This is a genomic window from Candidatus Pelagibacter sp. (assembly GCF_052049855.1).
Classification (GTDB): Bacteria; Pseudomonadota; Alphaproteobacteria; order Pelagibacterales; family Pelagibacteraceae; genus Pelagibacter.
Genome location: NZ_JBNGZE010000004.1, coordinates 18,126 through 40,223 on the forward strand (window position 1 = coordinate 18,126; position 22,098 = coordinate 40,223).

23 protein-coding genes and 1 tRNA gene are annotated in these 22,098 nt (G+C 29.3%); 19 read left to right on the forward strand and 5 right to left on the reverse strand.

The annotated features are described in order from the left end of the window. A complete protein-coding gene (tkt, locus tag ACTT9X_RS06760; RefSeq protein WP_440934870.1) occupies positions 1-1,959 on the reverse strand; it encodes a transketolase in 1,959 nt (652 codons plus the stop codon). 53 nt (positions 1,960-2,012) lie between these two features. On the opposite strand from tkt, the gene ACTT9X_RS06765 reads away from it, so the two are divergent. The 18 genes from ACTT9X_RS06765 to ACTT9X_RS06850 all read left to right on the forward strand — a co-directional run bounded on the left by ACTT9X_RS06765 (position 2,013) and on the right by ACTT9X_RS06850 (position 17,845). Continuing rightward, the gene (locus tag ACTT9X_RS06765; RefSeq protein ID WP_440934871.1) at positions 2,013-2,336 is read left to right on the forward strand and encodes a 5-formyltetrahydrofolate cyclo-ligase; all 324 of its coding nucleotides are present in this window, start codon (positions 2,013-2,015) and stop codon (positions 2,334-2,336) included. Next, complete coding sequence (gene zapA / locus ACTT9X_RS06770) at positions 2,324-2,770, forward strand: cell division protein ZapA (RefSeq protein WP_440934872.1); 447 nt, start codon at positions 2,324-2,326, stop codon at positions 2,768-2,770. Before ACTT9X_RS06765 ends, zapA begins: the two co-directional genes overlap by 13 nt. Positions 2,771-2,774: 4 nt before the next feature. Next, positions 2,775-3,320, forward strand: coding sequence for a 5-formyltetrahydrofolate cyclo-ligase (locus ACTT9X_RS06775; RefSeq protein ID WP_440934873.1), 546 nt, complete (start codon positions 2,775-2,777; stop codon positions 3,318-3,320). Beyond that, on the forward strand, positions 3,317-4,120 hold the full coding sequence (locus ACTT9X_RS06780) for a TIGR00282 family metallophosphoesterase (protein WP_440934874.1): 804 nt from the start codon (positions 3,317-3,319) through the stop codon (positions 4,118-4,120). The genes ACTT9X_RS06775 and ACTT9X_RS06780 overlap by 4 nt, the downstream gene beginning before the upstream one ends. A gap of 5 nt (positions 4,121-4,125) precedes the next feature. After that, on the forward strand, positions 4,126-4,851 hold the full coding sequence (locus ACTT9X_RS06785; protein ID WP_440934875.1) for a YebC/PmpR family DNA-binding transcriptional regulator: 726 nt from the start codon (positions 4,126-4,128) through the stop codon (positions 4,849-4,851). After that, positions 4,851-5,345, forward strand: a complete 495-nt coding sequence (locus ACTT9X_RS06790) for a crossover junction endodeoxyribonuclease (RefSeq protein ID WP_440934876.1) — start codon at positions 4,851-4,853, stop codon at positions 5,343-5,345. The genes ACTT9X_RS06785 and ACTT9X_RS06790 overlap by 1 nt, the downstream gene beginning before the upstream one ends. 53 nt (positions 5,346-5,398) lie before the next feature. Continuing rightward, positions 5,399-6,073, forward strand: coding sequence for a protein TolQ (gene tolQ, locus ACTT9X_RS06795; protein WP_440934877.1), 675 nt, complete (start codon positions 5,399-5,401; stop codon positions 6,071-6,073). Further along, positions 6,074-6,490 carry a protein TolR gene (gene tolR / locus ACTT9X_RS06800; RefSeq protein WP_075484955.1) on the forward strand — a complete coding sequence of 139 codons (417 nt, stop codon included), beginning with the start codon at positions 6,074-6,076 and terminating at the stop codon, positions 6,488-6,490. Between the two features lie 5 nt (positions 6,491-6,495). Next, the gene (locus tag ACTT9X_RS06805) at positions 6,496-7,359 is read left to right on the forward strand and encodes a cell envelope biogenesis protein TolA (RefSeq protein WP_440934878.1); all 864 of its coding nucleotides are present in this window, start codon (positions 6,496-6,498) and stop codon (positions 7,357-7,359) included. Between the two features lie 9 nt (positions 7,360-7,368). Further along, positions 7,369-8,709: a Tol-Pal system beta propeller repeat protein TolB gene (gene tolB, locus ACTT9X_RS06810; RefSeq protein WP_440934879.1), complete on the forward strand. Its 1,341-nt coding sequence runs from the start codon at positions 7,369-7,371 to the stop codon at positions 8,707-8,709. Positions 8,710-8,807: 98 nt separating this feature from the next. Next, complete coding sequence (gene pal, locus ACTT9X_RS06815) at positions 8,808-9,299, forward strand: peptidoglycan-associated lipoprotein Pal (protein ID WP_440934880.1); 492 nt, start codon at positions 8,808-8,810, stop codon at positions 9,297-9,299. 83 nt (positions 9,300-9,382) lie between these two features. After that, the gene (gene ybgF, locus ACTT9X_RS06820) at positions 9,383-10,390 is read left to right on the forward strand and encodes a tol-pal system protein YbgF (RefSeq protein ID WP_440934881.1); all 1,008 of its coding nucleotides are present in this window, start codon (positions 9,383-9,385) and stop codon (positions 10,388-10,390) included. Continuing rightward, the gene (gene tilS, locus ACTT9X_RS06825) at positions 10,350-11,378 is read left to right on the forward strand and encodes a tRNA lysidine(34) synthetase TilS (RefSeq protein ID WP_440934882.1); all 1,029 of its coding nucleotides are present in this window, start codon (positions 10,350-10,352) and stop codon (positions 11,376-11,378) included. The genes ybgF and tilS overlap by 41 nt, the downstream gene beginning before the upstream one ends. 63 nt (positions 11,379-11,441) lie before the next feature. After that, on the forward strand, positions 11,442-13,349 hold the full coding sequence (ftsH, locus tag ACTT9X_RS06830) for an ATP-dependent zinc metalloprotease FtsH (RefSeq protein WP_440934883.1): 1,908 nt from the start codon (positions 11,442-11,444) through the stop codon (positions 13,347-13,349). Positions 13,350-13,355: 6 nt separating this feature from the next. Continuing rightward, complete coding sequence (gene folP, locus ACTT9X_RS06835) at positions 13,356-14,408, forward strand: dihydropteroate synthase (RefSeq protein WP_440934884.1); 1,053 nt, start codon at positions 13,356-13,358, stop codon at positions 14,406-14,408. After that, positions 14,408-15,739, forward strand: a complete 1,332-nt coding sequence (gene glmM, locus ACTT9X_RS06840; protein ID WP_440934885.1) for a phosphoglucosamine mutase — start codon at positions 14,408-14,410, stop codon at positions 15,737-15,739. The genes folP and glmM overlap by 1 nt, the downstream gene beginning before the upstream one ends. 1 nt (position 15,740) lies before the next feature. Further along, positions 15,741-16,553: a bifunctional hydroxymethylpyrimidine kinase/phosphomethylpyrimidine kinase gene (gene thiD / locus ACTT9X_RS06845; RefSeq protein ID WP_440934886.1), complete on the forward strand. Its 813-nt coding sequence runs from the start codon at positions 15,741-15,743 to the stop codon at positions 16,551-16,553. Further along, positions 16,553-17,845: an adenylosuccinate synthase gene (locus ACTT9X_RS06850; RefSeq protein WP_440934887.1), complete on the forward strand. Its 1,293-nt coding sequence runs from the start codon at positions 16,553-16,555 to the stop codon at positions 17,843-17,845. Before thiD ends, ACTT9X_RS06850 begins: the two co-directional genes overlap by 1 nt. Here ACTT9X_RS06850 and rpoH read toward each other — a convergent pair. Together rpoH and ACTT9X_RS06860 are read right to left on the reverse strand one after the other, a co-directional pair. Then, positions 17,842-18,735 carry an RNA polymerase sigma factor RpoH gene (gene rpoH / locus ACTT9X_RS06855; RefSeq protein WP_440934888.1) on the reverse strand — a complete coding sequence of 298 codons (894 nt, stop codon included), beginning with the start codon at positions 18,733-18,735 and terminating at the stop codon, positions 17,842-17,844. The two genes, ACTT9X_RS06850 and rpoH, sit on opposite strands and share 4 nt — an antisense overlap. 41 nt (positions 18,736-18,776) lie before the next feature. After that, positions 18,777-19,757 (reverse strand): RluA family pseudouridine synthase, encoded by a 981-nt coding sequence (locus tag ACTT9X_RS06860; protein WP_440934889.1) that lies wholly within the window; start codon positions 19,755-19,757, stop codon positions 18,777-18,779. Between the two features lie 23 nt (positions 19,758-19,780). On the opposite strand from ACTT9X_RS06860, the gene ACTT9X_RS06865 reads away from it, so the two are divergent. Then, a tRNA-Arg gene (locus ACTT9X_RS06865) sits at positions 19,781-19,857 on the forward strand. A gap of 29 nt (positions 19,858-19,886) precedes the next feature. On the opposite strand, the gene ACTT9X_RS06870 is transcribed toward ACTT9X_RS06865, so the two are convergent. Both ACTT9X_RS06870 and ACTT9X_RS06875 read right to left on the reverse strand, forming a co-directional pair. Further along, the gene (locus ACTT9X_RS06870; protein WP_440934890.1) at positions 19,887-20,825 is read right to left on the reverse strand and encodes a GDP-L-fucose synthase family protein; all 939 of its coding nucleotides are present in this window, start codon (positions 20,823-20,825) and stop codon (positions 19,887-19,889) included. Beyond that, a partial coding sequence (locus tag ACTT9X_RS06875) for a DegT/DnrJ/EryC1/StrS family aminotransferase (RefSeq protein ID WP_440934891.1) occupies positions 20,818-22,098 on the reverse strand: 1,281 nt, incomplete at its 5' end. The genes ACTT9X_RS06870 and ACTT9X_RS06875, both read right to left, overlap by 8 nt.

Below are 22,098 nucleotides of genomic sequence, written 5' to 3' on the forward strand. Positions count from 1 at the left end.
TTATTTTCTTAATAATTTTTTTGTAATATTCTTAATGTTCGTGCTCTCTAGTCCGAAATATTTATAAATATCTTTATAAGGTGCACTTTTGCCGAATTCATCAATTCCAAAAACAACACTGTTATCACCAGTATATTTTTTCCAACAATCACTTGATCCAGCCTCAATAGATATTTTAAATTTTGTTTCATTTAAAATTTTATTTTTATAAAATTTTGATTGTAATTCGAAAAGTTCCATACAAGGCATTGATATCACTTTGGAGTATATTTTATCTTTGGCTAATTTATGGCTAACCTCTATTGCTAGATTAACTTCAGATCCACTAGCTAATATTGTTAGATTAATTTTTTTATTTGTTCTTAAAATTTCATAAGCGCCCGATGAGCATAAGTTTTTATTTGTGTATGTTTTTCTTACTGGATTTAAATTTTGTCTTGTTAAAGATAGTACACTAGGTGTTTTTGAACTTTTTAAAGCATGCTCCCAACATTCGATTGTCTCAATTCTATCTGCTGGCCTAAATACATTTAAGTTAGGTATAGCTCGTAATCCTGAAAGCTGTTCTATAGGTTGATGAGTAGGCCCATCTTCTCCAAGTCCAATAGAATCATGTGTCATCACATAAATAACTCTTTTTTTCATTAATGCTGACAGTCTGATCGAAGGTTTGCAATAATCGGCGAATATTAAAAAAGTACCTCCATAAGGAATTAGATTACTATGAAGTGCTATACCATTCATAATTCCACTCATTGCATGTTCTCTCACTCCATAGTGAATGTAGTTACCATTGAAATCTCCAGGTTTAATTATTTTATGGTTTTTAGTTTTTGTGTTATTTGATCCTGCTAAATCAGCAGAGCCACCAATTAAATTATTTTTTTGCTTTGTTAGTGCGCTCAATACCATTTCTGAACATTTTCTAGTAGCTAAACTTTTTGGTTCTTTTATCGCATTTTGTTTTTCTTGCTTAAGCGCCGGAGTAAAGTTATTTTTTAAAGTTTGATTAAATTTTATTTTTTTTCTTTTAAATATTTTATTCCATTTTTTTTCTAAAATTTCACCTCTTTGGCCAATTTTTCTCCATTCTTTTAAAATTTTATTTGGAATATCAAAAGGTTTATTTTTCCAATTTAAGGATCTTCTTACTAGCTTGATTTCATCTGCTCCCAATGGACTTCCATGGGATGATGCCTTTCCAGATTTATTAGGTGAACCATATCCAATTTTTGTTTTACAAGAAATCACAGAAGGTTTTTTAGAATTCTGAACCTTTTTTAGTGCTTTTAAAATTTCTTTTTCATTATGACCGTTGATAGAAATATAATCCCAACCATATCCCTCAAATCTTTTTTTAAAATTGTCTGAAACCGCAAGATTTGTTGGACCATCAATAGAAATTGAATTGTTATCAAATAGCATAACTAAATTTTTAAGTTTCAAATGTCCCGCTAAACTCATCGCTTCATGACTTATTCCTTCCATTAAGCATCCATCTCCAGCCAATACATAAGTTTTATGATTAATTAAATCTTTACCTAATTTTTTTTTTAAAATTTCCTCAGCTATTGCAAATCCAACAGCATTAGATATGCCTTGTCCAAGAGGACCTGTTGTAGTTTCAATACCTGTTTTCGGATGATATTCAGGATGTCCAGCACAAATAGAATTCAGCTGCCTAAATTTTTTAATATTTTTTATCGATATACTTTTATACCCTGTTAGGTAAAGCAAAGAGTAAAGAAGCATAGAACCATGACCAGCAGACAAAACAAATCTATCTCTATTTAACCAATCTGGATTCTTTGGATTAAATCTCAAAAAATTTTTAAACAGCACAGTTGCAACATCTGCCATACCCATAGGCATCCCTGGGTGACCTGAATTTGCCTTTTGAACAGCATCAATTGATAAAAATCTGATGCAATTAGCTAAATCGTTGTGTAGTTTGCTCAAAATTATCCTGACTAGACTAAGAAGAATCTATTTAATAATATAAATATATATATATGAATTCTATAGACGAAAAAGAAAAAAAATTAAACACTGCATTAGAAGAATTAAACAATTTAGATCTATCAAACCCTGAATTACAAAAAAATATTGAAAACTTAAGCGCCAAACAAAATCAATTAGAAATTGAAAAAATACAAATTGAAGAAAAATATAAATCTTTGCTCGAAGAACATGAAAATCTTTCAAAAAAACTTGAGGATTTAAAAAGTAAAGAAAAGCTAGAAGAAAGAAAACAAATTGAATTTTCTGAAAAAATTGATGAACTTAATCAAGAAACTGACACACTATTGGATGAGATAGATAAATGGCAAATGTAAGTATAAAATTTAATAATAAAGAGTTTTTGCTTGCTTGTGAAGATGGACAAGAAGAGCACTTAGAAGAATTGTTAATCCAGATTAACAAAAAGTTTAATAATTTAAAAAATGATTTAGGAAATTTAGGTGAAAATAAACTCTTATTAATTACAGCTGTAAAAATAATGGACGAATATTACGAAACTAAGAAAAAAGTAGATCAAAAAAAAAATGAATTAAACGATCTATCAAACAAATTTAAAGAACTAAAATCTCTAATTTACAATTACAGGGACTCAAAAGAATCCGAAATTGAAAAACTAAATCTTGATCATGAAAATTTAAAACAAGAAATTGACAATAATCAAAAAAAATATGAAAATTTAATTGATGAAGCTGCTGATCAAATATCAAATTTTGTAAATAAAGCAAAATTAGAAAACATATCAAAGTAGGTCTGTGAATAAATCCAAGCTAAGAAGTAAAATTTTAAATCTAAGAAAAAAAAACTTCTATAAAAAACTCAATGTTGATCCTTACAGAATTTATCAATTCTTAAAAAAAAATAAAATTAATTTTAAAAATGTAGGAGGTTATTATCCTTGTAATCATGAGATTGATGATTTAAATGTGTTACATTTTCTAAGAAACAAAGAATCAAATATTTCCTTACCAATTATAAACGAAAATAATCAAATGGATTTTTTCGAATTTACAAATATTGATCCTTTAAAAATTAATAAGTATGGAATTGCAGAGCCAATTTCGGTAAGGAAAATTTATCCAGATTTAATATTTGTTCCTTTAGTAGCTTATGATGATGACTTGAATAGATTAGGTTATGGTGGAGGATTTTATGATCGTTATTTAGAAAAAATTTCTAAAATTAAAAAAATTTTTAAAATTGGATTAGGATTTTCGTACCAGGAAATAAAAAAAATACCGATCAATAAGTATGATAAGAAACTTGATTTAATAGTAACCGAAAAAAAAATTATACAATGAGAATTTTATTTTTAGGAGATGTTGTTGGAATTTCTGGATGTTCTAAATTAACAAGCAGTTTATTAAATGAAATAGATAAAAAGAAAATAGATTTTGTAATTGTAAACGGTGAAAATGCTGCAGTTCAAGGTGTAGGGTTAACTCAAGAAATATGTGAGGATTTTTTTAATTGTGGAGTTGACGTTATTACAACCGGAAATCATGTTTGGGATCAAAAAGAAATAATGGAATTTATTGATAAAGAAGAAAGATTATTAAGACCTAAAAATTTATTTGAACCTGCTCCTGGAAAAGGTTTTCAGATTTATAAAACAAAGAATGATATTAAAATTGGAGTTCTTAATTTGATGGGCAATGTTTTTATGAAAAAGTGTGAAGATGTTTTCGAAGTTTCTCAAAAATTTTTAAAAGAAAATGAAATGAAAAAGGATTTTGATTTACTTGTAGTTGATTTCCATGGAGAAATTACCAGCGAAAAAAATGCTATAGGACATCTATTTGATGGAAAGGCAACTCTAGTGATTGGAACCCATACTCATATTCCAACAAATGATGCCAGAATACTCAATAATGGAACTGGGTATCAAACTGATGCCGGTATGTGTGGGGATTATGACTCAGTTATTGGAATGGATAAAGAAAACTCTTTAAATAGATTTTTAAAAAAGAATTCTGTTAAACACTTTCCTGCAACAGGAGATGCTACTTTGTGTGGTGTTATAGTAGATTGTGATATAAAAACAGGTTTAGCAATAAATATCGAAAGCTATGTATACGGAGATCAACTAAAAAATATTTAAAGATCATGGCAGGACATTCACATTGGGCAGGAATTAAACATAAAAAAGGTAAGGCAGACAAGCAAAGATCAAAAATATTTTCAAAATTATCTAAAGAGATTACTGTTGCCGCAAAACTTGGTGACAAAGATCCAGCAATGAACCCTAGACTACGATCTGCAGTACAGGCTGCTAGATCTGCAAATATGCCTAAAGATAATATTGAAAGAGCAATAGATAAATCTTCTGCAGCTGCAGGAGTAAATTTTGAAAATTTAAGATACGAAGGATTTGGACCAGAAAAGATTGCTGTTATAGTTGAAACTTTAACAGACAACAAAAATAGGACTGCATCAAATATTAGAACTATTTTTCAAAAGAGCGGAGGGAGCTTAGGAACCCAAGGTTCAGCATCTCATAATTTTCAACAATTAGGTATAATCAAAATTGATAAAAAAGTGATATCTGATGAAAAAATTTTAGATTTAGCGATCGAATCTGGAGCTGATGAATGTTTGTCTTATGAGGATTATCATGAGGTCCAGTGTGAAATGAGCGAAATATATAATGTAAAAAAAAATCTTGAGAGAATTATTATGAATTTTATTTCTACAGAAATTGAATGGGTCCCATTGAATAGTGTTGAAGTGAATAAAGAGAATAAAGATAGTGTTGTAGAATTTTTAGAAACTCTTGAGGAAGATGACGATGTTCAGAACGTTTATTCAAACGTCAATTTAGGTGGAATTTAATGATGATTATTGGAATTGATCCAGGCATATCAGGTTCAATCTGTTTTTTTCAGGACGGTAAAATAAAAGACGTAATTGAAATGCCAACCATGACAGATGGCAAGAAGAATAAGCGACAAGTAAATGGTGCTCAAATATTTAACGAAATTAGTGAAAGGATAAACAAATTTGATAAAAAAAATATAAAGGTTGTAATTGAACAAGTTTCTGCAATGCCTGGCCAAGGCGTTACTAGTATGTTTAATTTTGGTCAATCTTTTGGTATTTTAAAAGGGATATGCAGCGCAATGCATTTACCTGTTTATTATGTTAGGCCTGCTAAGTGGAAAAAATATTTTAACCTTATTAATTCAGAAAAAGATGCGAGCAGAACAAGAGCTATTGAAATTTTTCCATATTTTTCATCACAATTGTCAAAAAAGAAAGATAATAACAAGGCAGATGCTATTCTAATAGCTAGTTTTTTCTACGAAACTTATAAAAAAGAAGAATAATCAATTTAAATTAATAGACAAAATCATGACACATTTACGTGTGATGAGTAAGCATGGAAGCAGATATAGCAGCCAAAGCAGTAGAATTAGGAACTAATACTGATTTTTCATTATTCAGTTTATTTTCTAGAGCAGATATAATTGTTAAGTCTGTAATGATTATATTAATTTTATGTTCAATATATTCATGGGCTGTAATTATTGAAAAGTTTCGTTTATTTAAAAAAATAAAAAAATCTTCAGAGGAATTTGAAGAAAAATTCTGGAATTCTAAATCTGCTGAAACTTTTTACAATAGTTTACCTAGTAAACTTGAGGATCCAATGTCACTTGTGTTTCAAGATGCAATGGAAGGATTGCTTAAAAAAAAATCAAGAACTAACATTAGTGAAAGAATGAGCGCATCTCTAGAATCAGGAATTGAAAAACAAATGTCAAAAATTGAAAAAGGTTTTACTTTTTTGGCAACAGTAGGTTCAACTGCTCCATTTATTGGATTGTTTGGAACTGTTTGGGGGATTATGAATTCTTTTCAATCTATAGCTATTTCAAGAAACACAAGTCTTGCAATAGTTGCGCCAGGAATAGCCGAAGCTTTATTTGCAACTGCGCTTGGTCTGTTGGCTGCGATACCAGCAGTGGTGGCATACAATAAATTCAATAATGATGCCAAAAAATATTTAGAAAAATTAGAAAATTTTTCAAAAAGATTTTTAACAATTATTTAAATGGCATTTAAATTAAATCGTTCTTCCAAAGAACCAATGAGTGAAATAAATGTTACACCTTTTGTGGATGTAATGCTTGTATTGTTAATAATTTTTATGGTTACAGCACCATTGTTAACTGTTGGAGTTCAAGTTGATTTACCAGAAAGTTCAGCAGACTCTTTGCCAGAAGAGACTGAACCTTTAACACTTTCGATTAATGCAAAAGGTGAAATTTTTATTCAAGAAGCAAAAGTTGAATACGATAATATTATTGCAAAGGTTTTAGCGGTTTCAAAAAATAGAACCGATACCAGAATTTATGTTAGAGGTGATAAAACTATAAATTATGGAAGAGTTTTAGAAATAATGGGATTATTATCAGGATCTGGTTTTACTAAAGTTGCATTGATTTCAGAACCATATAAACAAAGGTAATTATAGTGAATAGAAGTTTAATTATTTCTTCTGTTTTACATGCTTTTTTAATTTTTATTACAGCTATGAGCTTACCTTTTTTGGCAAAGAAACCACTTGATATTCCACCAATTGTATCAGTTGAGTTGATTCAAATTGCAGAAAAAACCAATATTCCATTTGCACCTAAGGCTAAAAAAATAATTGAAAAAGTAAAAGAGAAGGAAAAAAAACTTGTTTCAGAACAGGCTCCTCCAAAAAAAGTAGAAAAAACGAAAACAAAAACTGTTCTGGCTCCTGATCAAAATAATAAAAAAATAGAGAATGAAACACCTGAAGCAATTCCACTTCCAGATAAAACTTTAAAAAAAGTTGAAACAAAAGAGGAAAAAAAACAAAATCCTGAAAAAGTAGATGATGAAGTTAAACAGGTATCAGAATTTGAAAAAAAAGATTTATTTGATCCAAATAATATTGCTGCTTTAATCGATAAATCAAAAGAAGAGAGCGCAGAAGTTTTAAAAACAAATGACGACATTACTCAAGATCAAGAAAGAAATGTAGAAAATACAGGACTTACACTAAGTGAGGAGGATGCTCTTAAAGCACAAATATTCGGGTGTTGGAGTATCCCATTAGGATTGCCATATAATGAAAATCTTTTAGTAAGAATAAAGTTAAAATTAAAACCTGATGGAACAGTATCAAAAACTGAAATTTTGGACCATGCAAGAATGAATAAACCAGGCCAAGGATTTTATAAGGTATTAGCAGAAAGTGCTTTGAGAGCTGTTAAGTTATGTCAACCATTAAGAGTTCCAACGACTGGATATGAAAGATGGAAAGAATTACAATTAAATTTTGATGCAAGAGAGATGTTAGAAGGGTAGTATGTTTAAATGACCAAAAAAATATTAGTTTTATTATTAATATTAATACCTATCAATGCAAATGCATTAATAGAAGTTGATATAACTCGGGGAAATTTAAATCCACTTCCATTAGCAGTTTCCCCTTTATCAATTGATGAAGAATCTAGAAAAGGTTTTGAAAAAATACTTAAAAAAGAAAATATTGGTTCTGAAATATCAAATATTGTTGAGAACAATTTGAGGATCTCAGGATTGTTTAACCCTCTTGATAAAAAGGCTTTTTTACAAGCTCCTGATATTGCAAATTTAAAACCAAGATTTGAAGATTGGAATTTGATTAAAGCTCAAGCACTTATTACTGGTAAAGTAAATTATATTGACGATAAATTAAGAGTTGAGTTTAGATTATGGGACGTTTTAGCTGCCAAAGAAATGATGGCTTTAGCTTTTACCACAGTCCCTAATAATTGGAGGAGAGTAGGACATATTATTTCTGATAAGGTTTACGAAAGGCTGACAGGGGAAAAAGGTTATTTTGATACAAGAATAATTTATGTCTCAGAAGAAGGACCAAAAACACAAAGAATAAAAAAATTAGCAATCATGGATCAAGATGGAGCTAATAATAAATTTTTGACATTAGGGAATGAGTTAGTTCTAACACCTCGATTTAATCCAGCAAGCCAAATGGTAACTTATTTGTCTTACTTTAAAAATATGCCAAGGGTTTATTTATTAGATATAGAAACTGGAACACAAGAAGTGGTTGGGGATTTTCCTGGAATGACATTTGCACCACGTTTTTCACCTGATGGTAAAAAAATAATTATGAGTTTTGCTAAAGATGGAAAGTCAGATATTTATACCATGGATTTAGAAAACAGAATTGTTGAAAAAATTACTAATCACCCATCAATCGATACTTCCCCATCATATTCTCCTGATGGAAAATATATTACATTTAATTCTGATAGGAGTGGTTATCAGCAAATTTATGTAATGAAGAATGACGGAAGTGACGTAAAAAGAATTTCTTTTGGTAACGGTTTATATGGAACGCCTGTGTGGTCTCCAAGAGGAGATTTAATTGCATTTACAAAATTGCATAAAGGTAAATTTTATATAGGTGTAATGAGAACTGATGGCAGTGGTGAAAGATTGTTAACTGAAAATTATTATCAAGAGGCACCTTCTTGGTCTCCCAATGGAAGAGTATTAATATTTTATAGAGAGACAAAAACTAACTCCAAAGGAGAAGGCTTTTCAGCAAAATTATGGTCTATAGATTTAACTGGTTATAATGAGCGGCAAATAAAGACACCAACAGATGCTTCAGACCCATCATGGTCATCTTTATTAAGTAATTAAAGATTAATTTTTTTTAAATTTCTTGATTTTTAGACTTGAAACCTCTATTTAGTTGTGAAAAAGTCAAGAAATTGAAATTAGCAGCAAGGAGCAATTTAATGAAATTAAACAAAATTTTTAAAAACACACTTTTAGTATTAGCAGCTTGCTTAGTGCTATCTGCATGTGCAACTAAAAAAGAAGTGGCAACAGACATTAAAGGTCAAATGCAAGGTGATGTTTACACAGGAACAGACACAGTTGAATATTTAGCTGAAGGAGTTCCAGACAGAGTTTTCTTTGCAACAAATGAGTCGATATTAACAACTGCATCAAGAGAAACTTTAAGAGCCCAAGCAGCGTGGTTAAGAAAGAATCCAGGCATAAATGTAGTTCTTGAAGGTCATGCTGACGAAAGAGGAACAAGAGAATATAACTTAGCTCTTGGTGAAAGAAGAGCAAATGCAGCTAAAGACTATTTAATGACTTACGGAATATCTTCTGACAGAATTACGGTATTAAGTTATGGTAAGGAGAGACCAGTTGATTCTGGTTCAAACCCATTAGCTTGGTCAAAAAACAGAAGATCAGTAACTGTTAAAGCAAATTAATTATTTAAAATTTAAGACCCTAAAACCTTTATTGGATTTAGGGTCTTTTTTTTGCCATTTTTATAATCATAAATCTAATTTAAATGATGCTCATATTTAAATTAGCAATTTTAAAATTATTTTTAATCTTAAATTTGGTTTTTATTAATATTTCTTTTGCAGATAACCATAATATTTATGAAACATTAGAAATAATAAAAAATGATCTTAAAACTCTTGAAAGAGCAGTTTATTCTGGATCTATAGAAGTGAAAACTAACACCAATGATAGTTCAGTTTCAGATTTGGATCAAAATTCAGAAGATGTTTTAACTAGACATTTATTAAAATTATCTGAGGTTGAGGACCAATTTAGAGAGCTCACTAATAAATTTGAAGAAATAAATTTTAAGCTGGATAAATTATCTACCCGTGTTTCAAAAATTCAAGCAGATAACCAAATAAGATTTCAAGATTTAGAGACCAACATTACCTCTGGAAATATAAGTAGCTTAGAAAATCAATTAAGTTCTAAGCCAAAAACAGAGGAGCAAAAAGTTTTACCTGGAAGTTCGCAACCTCAAGATTTAGGAACAATTTCATATAAGGATACAGAAACAAATGAAACCTCACAACAAATTCAATCTGTTGATACTACAGCTTCAATTGTGACAGAAAATTTTCAGTCTGAAGAAAAAATACTTCCTCAAGACTTAAATTCAGAGGAGCAATATGAATTTGCAACCAGTTTTTTAAAAGTTGGAGACTATAGCACAGCAGAAAGAGCATTTAGGGAATTTGTTATATCCAATCCTGATCATGAGTTAGCTGGTAGTGCACAATATTGGTACGCAGAAACATTTAGAATTAGACAATTATATACTGATGCAGCTTCTGCTTATTTAGAGGGTTACCAAAAATATCCTAAAGGGAAAAAAGCTCCAATTAATTTATTAAAACTTGGAGTATCAATGGTTCAAATTGGTGAAAAAGACCAAGGATGTAAAATGATAAATGGTGTAGAATTACAATATCCTAATGCAAATCAGTCTGTAATACAAAAAGCAAAATATGAGTCAAAAAAATTTGAATGCATCAAACAAGACTCATAAGTTTTTATTAAATCAATTAAAAGATAAACAAACTTCTAAAATTTATAAAAAATTTGAAAAAAATCTTGATTTAAAAGAGGATTTTATAGTTGCAGTTTCTGGTGGACCAGACAGTCTAGCTTTATGTTTTTTATCAAAAATTTACTCGATTAAAAAACATATAAAAATAAAATATTTTCACGTTGATCATAAACTTAGAAATAATTCAACAAAAGAAGCAAAATTTGTAAAATTACTTCTAAAAAAATTGTCTACTAATCTTGAGATTTTAACCTGGATTGGAAAAAAACCAAAAAGTAACATTCAATCAATTGCAAGAAATAAAAGATATGCACTCATGATTAACAAAGCTAAAAAATTAAAAATAAAAAATATTTTATTAGGTCATCATAAGGATGATTTAGTAGAAAATTTTTTTATTAGAATTTTGAGAGGCAGCGGTTTAAATGGCATGGTATCATTTGATCAAAAAACTAATTTACAAAATATTAATTTGATTAGACCTTTGTTAAAATTTTCTAAACAAAATTTAGAATATATTACAAAAAAAGTTTTTAAAAATTATGTTGAAGATCCCTCCAATAAAAATGATGTATTTAAAAGAGTAAAAATTAGAAATTTTATAAAGCACTTGGAATTAGAGGGATTAGATAATGATAAATTTAATCTAACAATTAAGAACTTAAGGTTTGCTAATGAGTCAATTAAATATTTTGTAGAAAAAAATTTAAAAGATAATTCAACAGTTATAAATATTAATAAGTTTGTTATTTTGAATAAAAATTTTTTTCTTCAGCCAGAGGAAGTGGTTTTTAGGTCTCTCACAGAAGTTTTAAAAGGTGTTAGTAAAAAATACTACCCAGTAAGAGGAAAAAAAATCGATAAATTAATTTATAAAATTATAAATGACACTTCTTTTAAGACCACTTTAGGAAACTGCGTAATAAAGAAGGTAAATAACTCAGTTATAGTATCAAAAGAGCGTTAAAGTTGTTAAAATAACTGATATTTTGTCACTTGTTAATTTAATAATAATTCTTATTTTAAACATATGAATTTAAAAAATCTTGCAATGTGGGGAATTATAGTTTTTTTAACTATAGGTCTTTATAACATGTTTAAAAATCCTCAGTCTAATGTTAGAGGCGGAAATCAAATAATTTTTTCAGATTTTTTAAATTCAGTTGAAAACGGTGAGGTCTTAAAAGTTGAGATACAGGGTAATAACATCAAAGGCACTTATTCAAATGGAAATTCTTTTTCAACTTATGCTCCTAATGATCCAAATCTTATAGAAAAATTATCAGAAAAGGGTGTAAGTATTTCAGCAGCACCTTTAGATGAAAAAATGCCCTCGTTGTTTGGTGTACTCTTATCATGGTTTCCTATGTTGCTACTCATTGCAGTCTGGATTTTCTTTATGAGACAAATGCAAGGAGGTAGAGGTGGCGCAATGGGATTCGGAAAATCAAAAGCAAAAATGATGAATGAATTAAAAGGAAAAGTTACTTTTAATGATGTTGCTGGTGTAGAGGAAGCTAAAGAAGAAGTGGAGGAAATGGTAGAATTCTTAAAAGACCCAAAAAAATTTAGTAGGTTGGGTGGTAAAATTCCAAGAGGAGCTTTACTTGTTGGCCCCCCAGGAACTGGTAAAACTTTATTAGCAAGGGCAATTGCCGGTGAAGCAGGAGTTCCATTTTTCACTATTTCAGGTTCTGATTTTGTAGAGATGTTTGTTGGAGTGGGAGCATCTAGAGTAAGAGATATGTTTGAACAAGGCAAAAAAAATTCTCCATGTATTATTTTTATAGATGAGATAGATGCTGTTGGAAGAAGCAGAGGGGCAGGTCTAGGGGGTGGAAATGATGAGAGAGAACAAACCTTAAATCAGTTGTTAGTTGAAATGGATGGTTTTGATACAAATGAAGGAGTTATAATTATAGCTGCAACAAATAGACCAGATGTGCTAGATCCAGCTTTATTAAGACCAGGCAGGTTTGATAGACAGGTAGTAGTTTCTAATCCAGATATTATTGGAAGAGAAAAAATTTTAAAAGTACATGTAAAAAAAATAAAAATGGCGCCAGATGTTAATTTAAGAACAATTGCAAGAGGCACGCCAGGATTTTCAGGAGCTGATCTTGCAAATATCGTTAATGAAGCAGCTTTGTTAGCAGCAAGAAAAAATAAAAGGATAGTCACATTACTAGAATTTGAGGAAGCGAAAGATAAAGTTATGATGGGTGCTGAAAGACGTTCAATGGTCATGACAGAAGATGAGAAAAAACTAACCGCATATCACGAAGGTGGGCATGCTTTGGTGTCGTTTAATATGCCAAGTTATGATCCAATTCATAAAGCTACTATTATACCAAGAGGAAGAGCTCTTGGAATGGTAATGAATTTACCTGAAAGAGACAAACACGGTTACTCAATAAAATATCTCAAAGCTAGACTAGCTGTATGCTTTGGAGGAAGAGTGGCTGAGGAATTAATTTTTGGAAAAGATAATATATCCACAGGAGCAGGTGGAGGAAATGGGTCTGATATTAATCAGGCTACACAGTTAGCAAGAGCGATGGTAACAAAATATGGAATGAGTGAAGAAATGGGTCCAGTTGAATATGGGGAAAATCAAGAGGAAGTATTTTTGGGCAGATCAGTTACTCAAACTCAATCAGTATCAGAGGAAGTTGCTCAGAAAATTGATAAAGAAATAAGAAAGCTTGTAGACGAAGGATATAACCAAGCTAAGAAAATTTTAACAGAAAAAATAGATGATCTCCATAAAATTGCAAAAGCACTAATAACTTATGAGACTTTAACTGGTGAGGAAATAGAAAATATAATTAATAAAAATTTATATCCTAAAGATAAAATTTTAGATAATCCAGAGTCAAAAGATGATCAAGACTCAGCTTTGGGTGCGATGGGTTTGAAACCAAAAATTGTACATTAATATAAAATGCCAAGACATTACACAAGAGCGTGTAATTTCTACTTCGGCAAACAATCAAAAATTTTAGTTAATAAAAAAAGATCTATCCCTTTACATCAGATTAAAGAAATATCTTTTGACCATATTGAAATAATTACAAGAAAAACAATTAGAAAAATTTCAATCAATAAAATAAAAAATTTACCAAAAAAACTAAAAACAAAAATAAATTCAGATTTAAAAAAAATTAAGTCAAAAAAATCAAATTTTTCAAATTTAAATTTTAAAAAAATTCCAAATATATTGGGTGTTTTAAATTTAACTCCAGATAGTTTTTCTGATGGAGGAAAATTTAACAAAAAAAATAAAGGTATAAGTCATGCTTTTAATTTATATAAAACCGGTGCATCGCTAGTAGATGTTGGTGGAGAGTCTACAAGACCAGGATCTAGGAAAGTAGATGAAAAGCGAGAATGGAATCGAATTTATAAGATATTAAAATTAATTGTAAAAAAAATACCAATATCTTTAGATACAAGAAAATCTGGAATTATGGAAAATGGTATTAGTATGGGTGTTAAACTTATTAATGATGTTTCAGGATTAAGCTATGATCCTAAAACAATAAATGTTTTAAAAAAGTATAAAATTCCATTTGTAATACAGCATTCAGTTGGGACACCGGAAAATATGCAAAAGAAAGCAAAATATAAAAATGAATTATTAGATATATATGATTATTTTGAGGATAAAATTAACTTAATAAGGTCTAAAGGTATTAAACATAATAATATAATTTTAGATCCTGGAATTGGATTTGGAAAAAATTTGAAACATAATATGAATCTTATAAGAGGTGTTTCTATTTTTCATTCATTAGGTTTTCCTATACTAGTAGGTAATTCAAGAAAAAGATTTATTAAAGATATATCAAAAAAAAATGATAGCGAAACAAGGATCGGTGGAACTATGGCTTCTTCAATTTATTTAATGATGCAAGGAATTCAGATCTTAAGAATTCATGATGTTAATGAAGTTGTACAAGGTATTAAAGTTTTTAATCAGATAATCAAAAATTGATGGCAAAAAAATATTTTGGAACAGATGGAATAAGAGGAGCGGTTAATAGCAAATATATTAATGGAGATATGTTCTTTAAATTTGGACTTGCTAGTGGAACATACTTCAAATCTCAAAAAAAAAGAAAACAAACAGCAATAATTGCAAAAGATACAAGATTGTCTGGATATACCCTTGAACCAGCTCTTGTTTCAGGTTTAGCTTCAGCTGGTATGCATGTTTATACCCTAGGACCCTTGCCAACTAATGGGTTGGCTATGTTAACAAAAGAAATGAAGGCTAATATGGGTATAATGATCACCGCCTCTCATAATACACATTTTGACAACGGTTTAAAATTGTTTGGTCCTGATGGAATGAAATTATCAGATAAAATAGAAAAAAAAATTGAGGGACTTATAGATAAGAAAATTTCAAAAAATCTTTCGAGCTCTGAAAAATTAGGAAGAGTAAAAAGACTAGAAACAGGCACTAAAAAATATATTAAAATATTAAAAAAAAATTTCACAAAAGAGTTCAATTTAAGAGGATTAAGAATAGTAATCGACTGTGCAAACGGTGCTGGTTATAAGGCAGGTCCTGAATTATTGAAATCATTAGGAGCTAAAGTGATAGCAATAGGTGTTAAACCAAATGGTTTAAATATTAACAAAAAATGTGGATCAACTTTTCCAAAAAACATTAGATCTGCTGTAAAAAAATATAAAGCACATATCGGAATATCTTTAGATGGAGATGCTGACAGAATTATAATGTGTGATGAGAAAAGCAATACAATAGATGGAGATCAAATTATAGCTGCTTTAGCAACAAGATGGAAAAATAAAAAAATGTTAAAAGGAGGAGTTGTTGGAACATTAATGTCAAATTATGGTTTAGAAAAATATTTTGAATCAATAGGAATTAAATTTTTAAGGGCAAATGTTGGAGATAGATATGTTAAAGAAAAAATGCGAAAATATAATTTTAATTTAGGTGGCGAACAATCAGGACATATTATTTTAGGTAAATTTGCAACCACGGGAGATGGCTTGTTAGTAGCTTTAGAAGCTCTTTTTGCTTTAAGAAAAGGAAAAAAGGCGAGTGAATTTTTTGAAAAATTTAAAAAAACACCTCAGCTTTTAGAAAATATCGAAGTAAAAAATAAAAATATTATAAACAAACCAGAGATAAAAAAAATTATAAAGAATGCAGATAAATTAATTAAAGGTAAAGGAAGAATTTTAGTAAGAAAATCAGGAACAGAATCTAAAATAAGAGTAATGGGAGAAAGTGAAAATAAAGATCTTTTATACAAATGTGTAAATATGATTACAAAAAAAATTAAATAAATTGAAATCAAATTCTAAAATTTTAATTATTGCAGGATCCGACTCATCTGGAGGAGCGGGTATTCAAGCTGATATAAAAACAATCACTGCTCTTGGTTCTTATGCAATGACGGCAATAACTGCAGTTACATCACAAAATACCACAGGTGTAAAATCAATTGTTGGGATTAATCCAAAAGAAATTTTTAATCAAATTATTTATAGCTGTAAAGATATCAGACCTGATGCAATAAAAATTGGTATGCTGCATTCTTCAGAGGTTATTAGAATGGTACTAAAAGCTTTGGATGAAATTAAAGTCAAAAAAATAGTATTAGATCCAGTGATGGTTGCTAAAGGAGGAGCTAAACTAATAAATGGTAAGGCAATTCAATTATTAAAATTAAAACTAATTAAAAAAGTAACACTTATTACTCCCAATATTCCTGAAGCAGAAATTTTAACTAAAACAAAAATTATAACAAAAGAGGATATGATTTTTGCTGCTAATAAACTTATAGGATTAGGAGCTAAAAATGTACTTATAAAAGGCGGACATTTAAAACATAAAAATGTAATAGATATTTTATTAAACAAAAAAGATATAAAGATCTTCAAAAGTGAACGTCACAAAACAAAGAATACTCATGGTACAGGTTGTACTTTATCTAGCTCAGTTACAACTTTTTTATCATGTGGAAAAACAGTAAAGAAATCTTGTGAGCTTGGAATTAAGTATGTAAATTCTGCAATTAAATCAAACCCTAAATATGGAAAAGGTCATGGCCCAATTAACCATCTCACTTCCTTAAAAATAAACAGAAAATTTAAATAATGAAAAATATTGTTGTTGTTGGATCTCAATGGGGTGACGAAGGTAAAGGAAAAATTGTTGATTGGTTATCTGAGCAGGCTGATGTAGTAATAAGATTCCAAGGAGGTCACAATGCTGGCCATACTTTAGTGATTGATGGTGTTACATATAAATTGAGATTGTTGCCATCCGGAATAGTTAGAAAAGGTAAAATATCAATAATTGGCAACGGAGTTGTCGTAGATCCGTGGGCTTTATTAGAGGAAATAGAGGAAATAAAATCTAAAGGAGTAGAAGTAAATGTAAATAATTTTGTTATTTCGGAGTCTGCAAACTTAATTTTGCCTTTTCACAGAGAAATGGATGAGATTAGAGAGGATGAAGCAGGAAAAAGCAAAATAGGAACTACAAGACGCGGAATTGGACCAGCATATGAAGATAAAGTTGGAAGAAGATCTATAAGAGTTATGGATCTTAGATCTGAAAAAAATTTAGATCAAAGACTCGACTCTGTATTAGTTCATCATAATGCAATTAGAAAAGGTTTAGGAAAAAAAATTTTTGAAAAAGATCACCTTAAATCTGAATTACTTAAAATAGCACCTAAAATATTAAAATTCTCCCAGCCAGTTTGGTTAAAAATTGATCAATTTAAAAAACAAAAAAAGAAAATTTTATTTGAAGGTGCCCAAGGTATTTTACTTGATGTAGATCATGGAACTTATCCTTTTGTAACTTCATCAAATACTGTTGCTTCGAGCGCAGCGACAGGAACTGGTTGTGGCCCTAATTCTATAAATTATGTTCTTGGCATCACAAAAGCTTATACAACAAGAGTTGGAGAGGGCCCTTTTCCTACTGAGTTAATAGATGATATCGGTGAACTTTTAGGAACACGTGGAAAAGAATTTGGAACGGTTACAAGTAGAAAAAGAAGATGTGGATGGTTTGATGGTGTTTTAGTGAGGCAAACTATTAAAGTTTCAGGGATTGATGGTATTGCTTTAACAAAATTAGATGTACTTGATGAATTAGATGAAATTAAAATGTGTGTTGCTTATGAGCTTGATGGAAAAAAATTAGATTATTTACCTGCCGCTGTAGAAGACCAGATTAAAATTAAACCAATTTATGAAACTTTTCAAGGTTGGAAAGTTTCTACAAGTGGAGTTAAAAATATGGACTCATTACCTGAAAATGCAAAAAAATATATTTTTGCTGTTGAAGATTTTATTGGTGCAAAGGTATCAAGTATCTCAACTAGTCCGGAAAGAGATGATACTATTTTAATTGAAAACCCTTTTGAGGTTTAATTTGCGGGTAAAAGATTTTTTGATTTAGCTAATAGAAGCATATGCTTTTGGAGTTTTTCAAATGCCTTATTTTCTATTTGTCTAACTCTTTCCCTACTAATTTTATATTTTTTGCTTAAATCTTCTAGGGTAGTTGGATCATCATTTAGTCTTCTTGAGTATAAAATTTCTCTTTCTCTATCGTTAAGAATTTTAACAGAGTCTTTTAATAAATCTTTTCTTTGCTCCATTTCTTCGTGTTGAGCAAATTTTAAATCATTATCAAGTTCTTTATCAACCAACCAATCTTGCCATTCATCGCCATCTTCTCCAACTGGAGCATTTAGCGAGAACTCCTTTCCAGAAAGTCTTCTATTCATTGAAACGACTTCTTCTTTACTAACATCGAGCTTTTTAGCTATATGATCAACGTGTTCATCTCTTAAGTCTCCCTCAGTTTCTGGAGAAATTTGATTTTTAATTTTTTTTAAATTAAAAAATAATTTTTTTTGAGCAGTAGTAGTTCCAATTTTTACAAGACTCCAAGATCTTAAAATATATTCTTGAATAGAGGCTTTAATCCACCACATTGCATAAGTTGCCAATCTAAAACCTTTTTCTGGTTCAAATTTCTTAACAGCTTGCATAAGACCTACATTTCCTTCTGAAATCATTTCATTAATAGGTAAACCATATCCTTTGTAGCCCATAGCAATCTTTGCAACTAATCTTAAATGACTAGTGACTAGTTTTTCTGCTGCTTTAATATTACCAGTTGTTTTCCAATTTTTTGCTAGCATATATTCTTCTTCTGCAGCTAACATAGGAAATTTTTTAATCTGCTCTAGATATGCAGATAGCCCACCTTCATTAGAAAGGGTTGGCAGATTGCTACTAATTGTTGTGCTCATAAAGGTGTTTATTTAATTAATTATACCTAATTTTCAATAATTTATTCTTCAGTGTTTCTAAGCATTTTTAGAATATTATTTAGATCTTGTGGCAAAAGTGAGGAAAAAATCATCTCTTTCTTAGTACGTGGATGTATAAATCCTAAAGTTTTCGCATGCAGGAACTGTCTATCTAATTTAGTAATTGAATTTTGGATATCTAAATCAATATTTTTTAATTTTTTATATTTTTTTTTATATTTATCATCTCCAACTATACTATTACCCTTATAATTCATATGAACTCTTATCTGATGTGTTCTTCCTGTTTCTAATTTACATTTAACTAAACTTAAAGTTGGTGTTTTCTGATTTTCAAAAATTTCAAGTGTTTTATAATTTGTTATAGCTTTCTTACCTTTAGAACTACTAACTTCCATAAGTTGTCTATTTTTTGAGCTGCGAGTTATAAATGTTTCAATCCTTCCTGAAGATGGTCTTAATTTTCCCCATATTAGAAGTTGGTACTCTCTTATAATTGTATGATCACTAAATTGTTTTGATAAATTTTCATGAGTTTCATTGTTTTTTGCAATTACAACTAAACCAGATGTGTTTTTATCAATTCTATGAACAATACCAGGTCTTAACTCATCATCTATACTTGATAAAGAATCCTTATTATAATACATCAACGCATTAACAATTGTTTTGTCATAATTTCCAGCTCCTGGATGCATGATTATTCCCGCAGGTTTATTAATTACTATTAAATCACTGTCTTCATAAATTATTTCTAATTTAAATTCAAAAGGTTTAAGAGATGCTATCTCAGGTTCTGGAATTTGAAGGTTTATTACATCACCAAGAGATACTTTTTTTGACGGACTTTTAATTATCTTATTATTTAATTTTAACCTTTCCTTTAAAATTAAATTTTTAATTCTAGTTCTGCTAATTAATTCCTTTCTTTTATTTATTAAAATATCAACCCTTAAGCCTTTCTCATCCTCTTTGACTATAAAAGTAATGTTTTTTTCCATAAAATATAATATTAATACTAAATGCGCTTGTAGCTCAACTGGATAGAGCGCCTGACTTCGGATCAGGAGGTTCTGGGTTCGACTCCTAGCAGGCGCACCATATTATTTTATTAGTCTAAATTTCTTTAATTAATATTTATGAATGTTTTTTTTAAAATCCACCAATGTTTTCATAAATCCATCGGATAAAGAAGTTTTTGATTTCCACCCGTATTTTTTCGCTAATGATATATCCAAAACTTTTCTTGGCATACCGTCTGGCTTTGAAGAATCAAATTTTATTTCTACGTCCATGTTTAGTTTTTTTGCAATAAATTGAATATATTTTTTTATAGACATATCATGACCAGTACCAATATTTACGATAGTTTCTTTAATTTTTTTATTTAAAAAATACACACAAGCATCAGCAACATCTTCACTAAATATTAGTTCTCTTTTTGCTTTACCAGTACCCCATATTACTGCTTTACTTTTTTTATTTTTTTTTAAAAAATAAAGTTTTTTAATATTTGCAGGAAAAAAATGTGATGCATAAGTATCATAATTATCACCTGGTCCGTAAGAATTAGCGGGCATTAAACATTTATAATTTGTACCATGTTGAATATTGTAACTTTCACATAATTTTATACCTGCGATTTTGGCTATTGCATATGACTCATTAGTAATTTCTAGTGGACCTCCTAAAAGATAACTTTCTTTAATTGGTTGTTTTGAGTGTTTTGGATAAATACAGCTAGATCCAAGAAAAATTAAATTTCTGATTTTATTTTTAAATGATCCATGAATTAAATTGTTTTGAATTGAGAGATTATCAAAGATAAAATCTCCTTTATACTTGTTGTTTGCATAAATTCCACCAACTTTTGCAGCTGCAATTATAGTTGCTTTAGGTTTTTTTCTTTTAAAATAATTAAACACATCGACCTGATTTCTTAAATCCAATTTTTTTCTATCAATTGTTAAAATATTTTTATAACCTTTTTCTTTTAGCTTTTTTAATATAGCCGAACCTATCATTCCATTATGGCCAGCTAGAAAAATTTTGTCTTTTTTTTTAATCATTTTTAATTTTATCTATTGTAAAAAGTGTGTTTACTATAAATTTTATTTCACTATCTTTAATTTCTTTTTTGTGTAAGCCAATGTAAAAACCATTTTTCTGAATGTATTCCGCATTAATAAACCTTTCTTTCTTGGGATTAAGCTTAAATAATTGTACAGATGGTTGGGATGGAAATGATCCACCTATTATAGGTCTTGTTTCTATACCCTTCTTTTCAATGTTATAAATAAATTTTTTTTTAATATTAGCATATTTTTTATTAATAAGTATTGGGATGCCCATAAAGCTAGGTTCGACATTTTTTGGAACTTCAACAAATGAAAATTGATTGTTATATCTTTTGTCGTTTAGAATATTATCAATTATTTTTTTTCTGTTTTTTGATCTTAATATTTTAAAAGAAGAATATTTTAAAAATTGATTTTTTGCCATTGTGGCTTGTATATCAGTCGGTCTCAAATTAAACCCCATATTCACAAAAACATATCTTGGGTCTAGTAATGGATTTTTTTTCAAAATCGTTTTAATTGTTTCAGGTTTCCTTTCCCAACCATGGGATCTCAAGGCATGAAGAATTTGATAATCGTTTTTATTATTGCAAACTATAATTCCTCCTTCGCCAGAAGTAATCTGATGAGAATAAAAAAATGAAAATGTTCCAAAATCTCCATAAGTTCCCAAAAACTTATCATTAAGCTTTGCACCTAAAGCTTCACAATTATCCTCAATTACAATTATATTTTTTTTCTTAGCATATTTAACTAGCTTATCTATATCACCACTTATTCCGAGTACATTAATTAACAAAATTACTTTAGTTCTCCTTGTAATTTTTTTAATAAAACTCTCTGCTTTTACATTTAAAGTGTTTATTTCAGGATCAATAAATCTGGGTTTAAGGCCGGCTTGAACTAAAGGCCATAACGAAGTTGGCCAACAAAGCGCTGGAAGCAATACTTCATCACCTGCTTTAAATCTATTTTTTCTTAATGGATTGCAACAAGCAAAAGTAGAAAGTAAGTTTGCAGAAGAACCAGAGTTAACCATAAGAGCATATTTTGCCCCAATTTTTTTTGCAAATATTTTTTCAAACTCTCTAGTTTCTTTACCCATCGTAATTTTTTTACTTTTTAAAACTTTAATCCCTTCTGAAATATCAGAATTAGAAAAACCATCCTCCAGTAACATATATTTATAGTTAGGTTTTAAGCCGTTATAACTATTTGATTTTAAATTATTATATTTATTCATTATTTTGTTATAGGTAATATC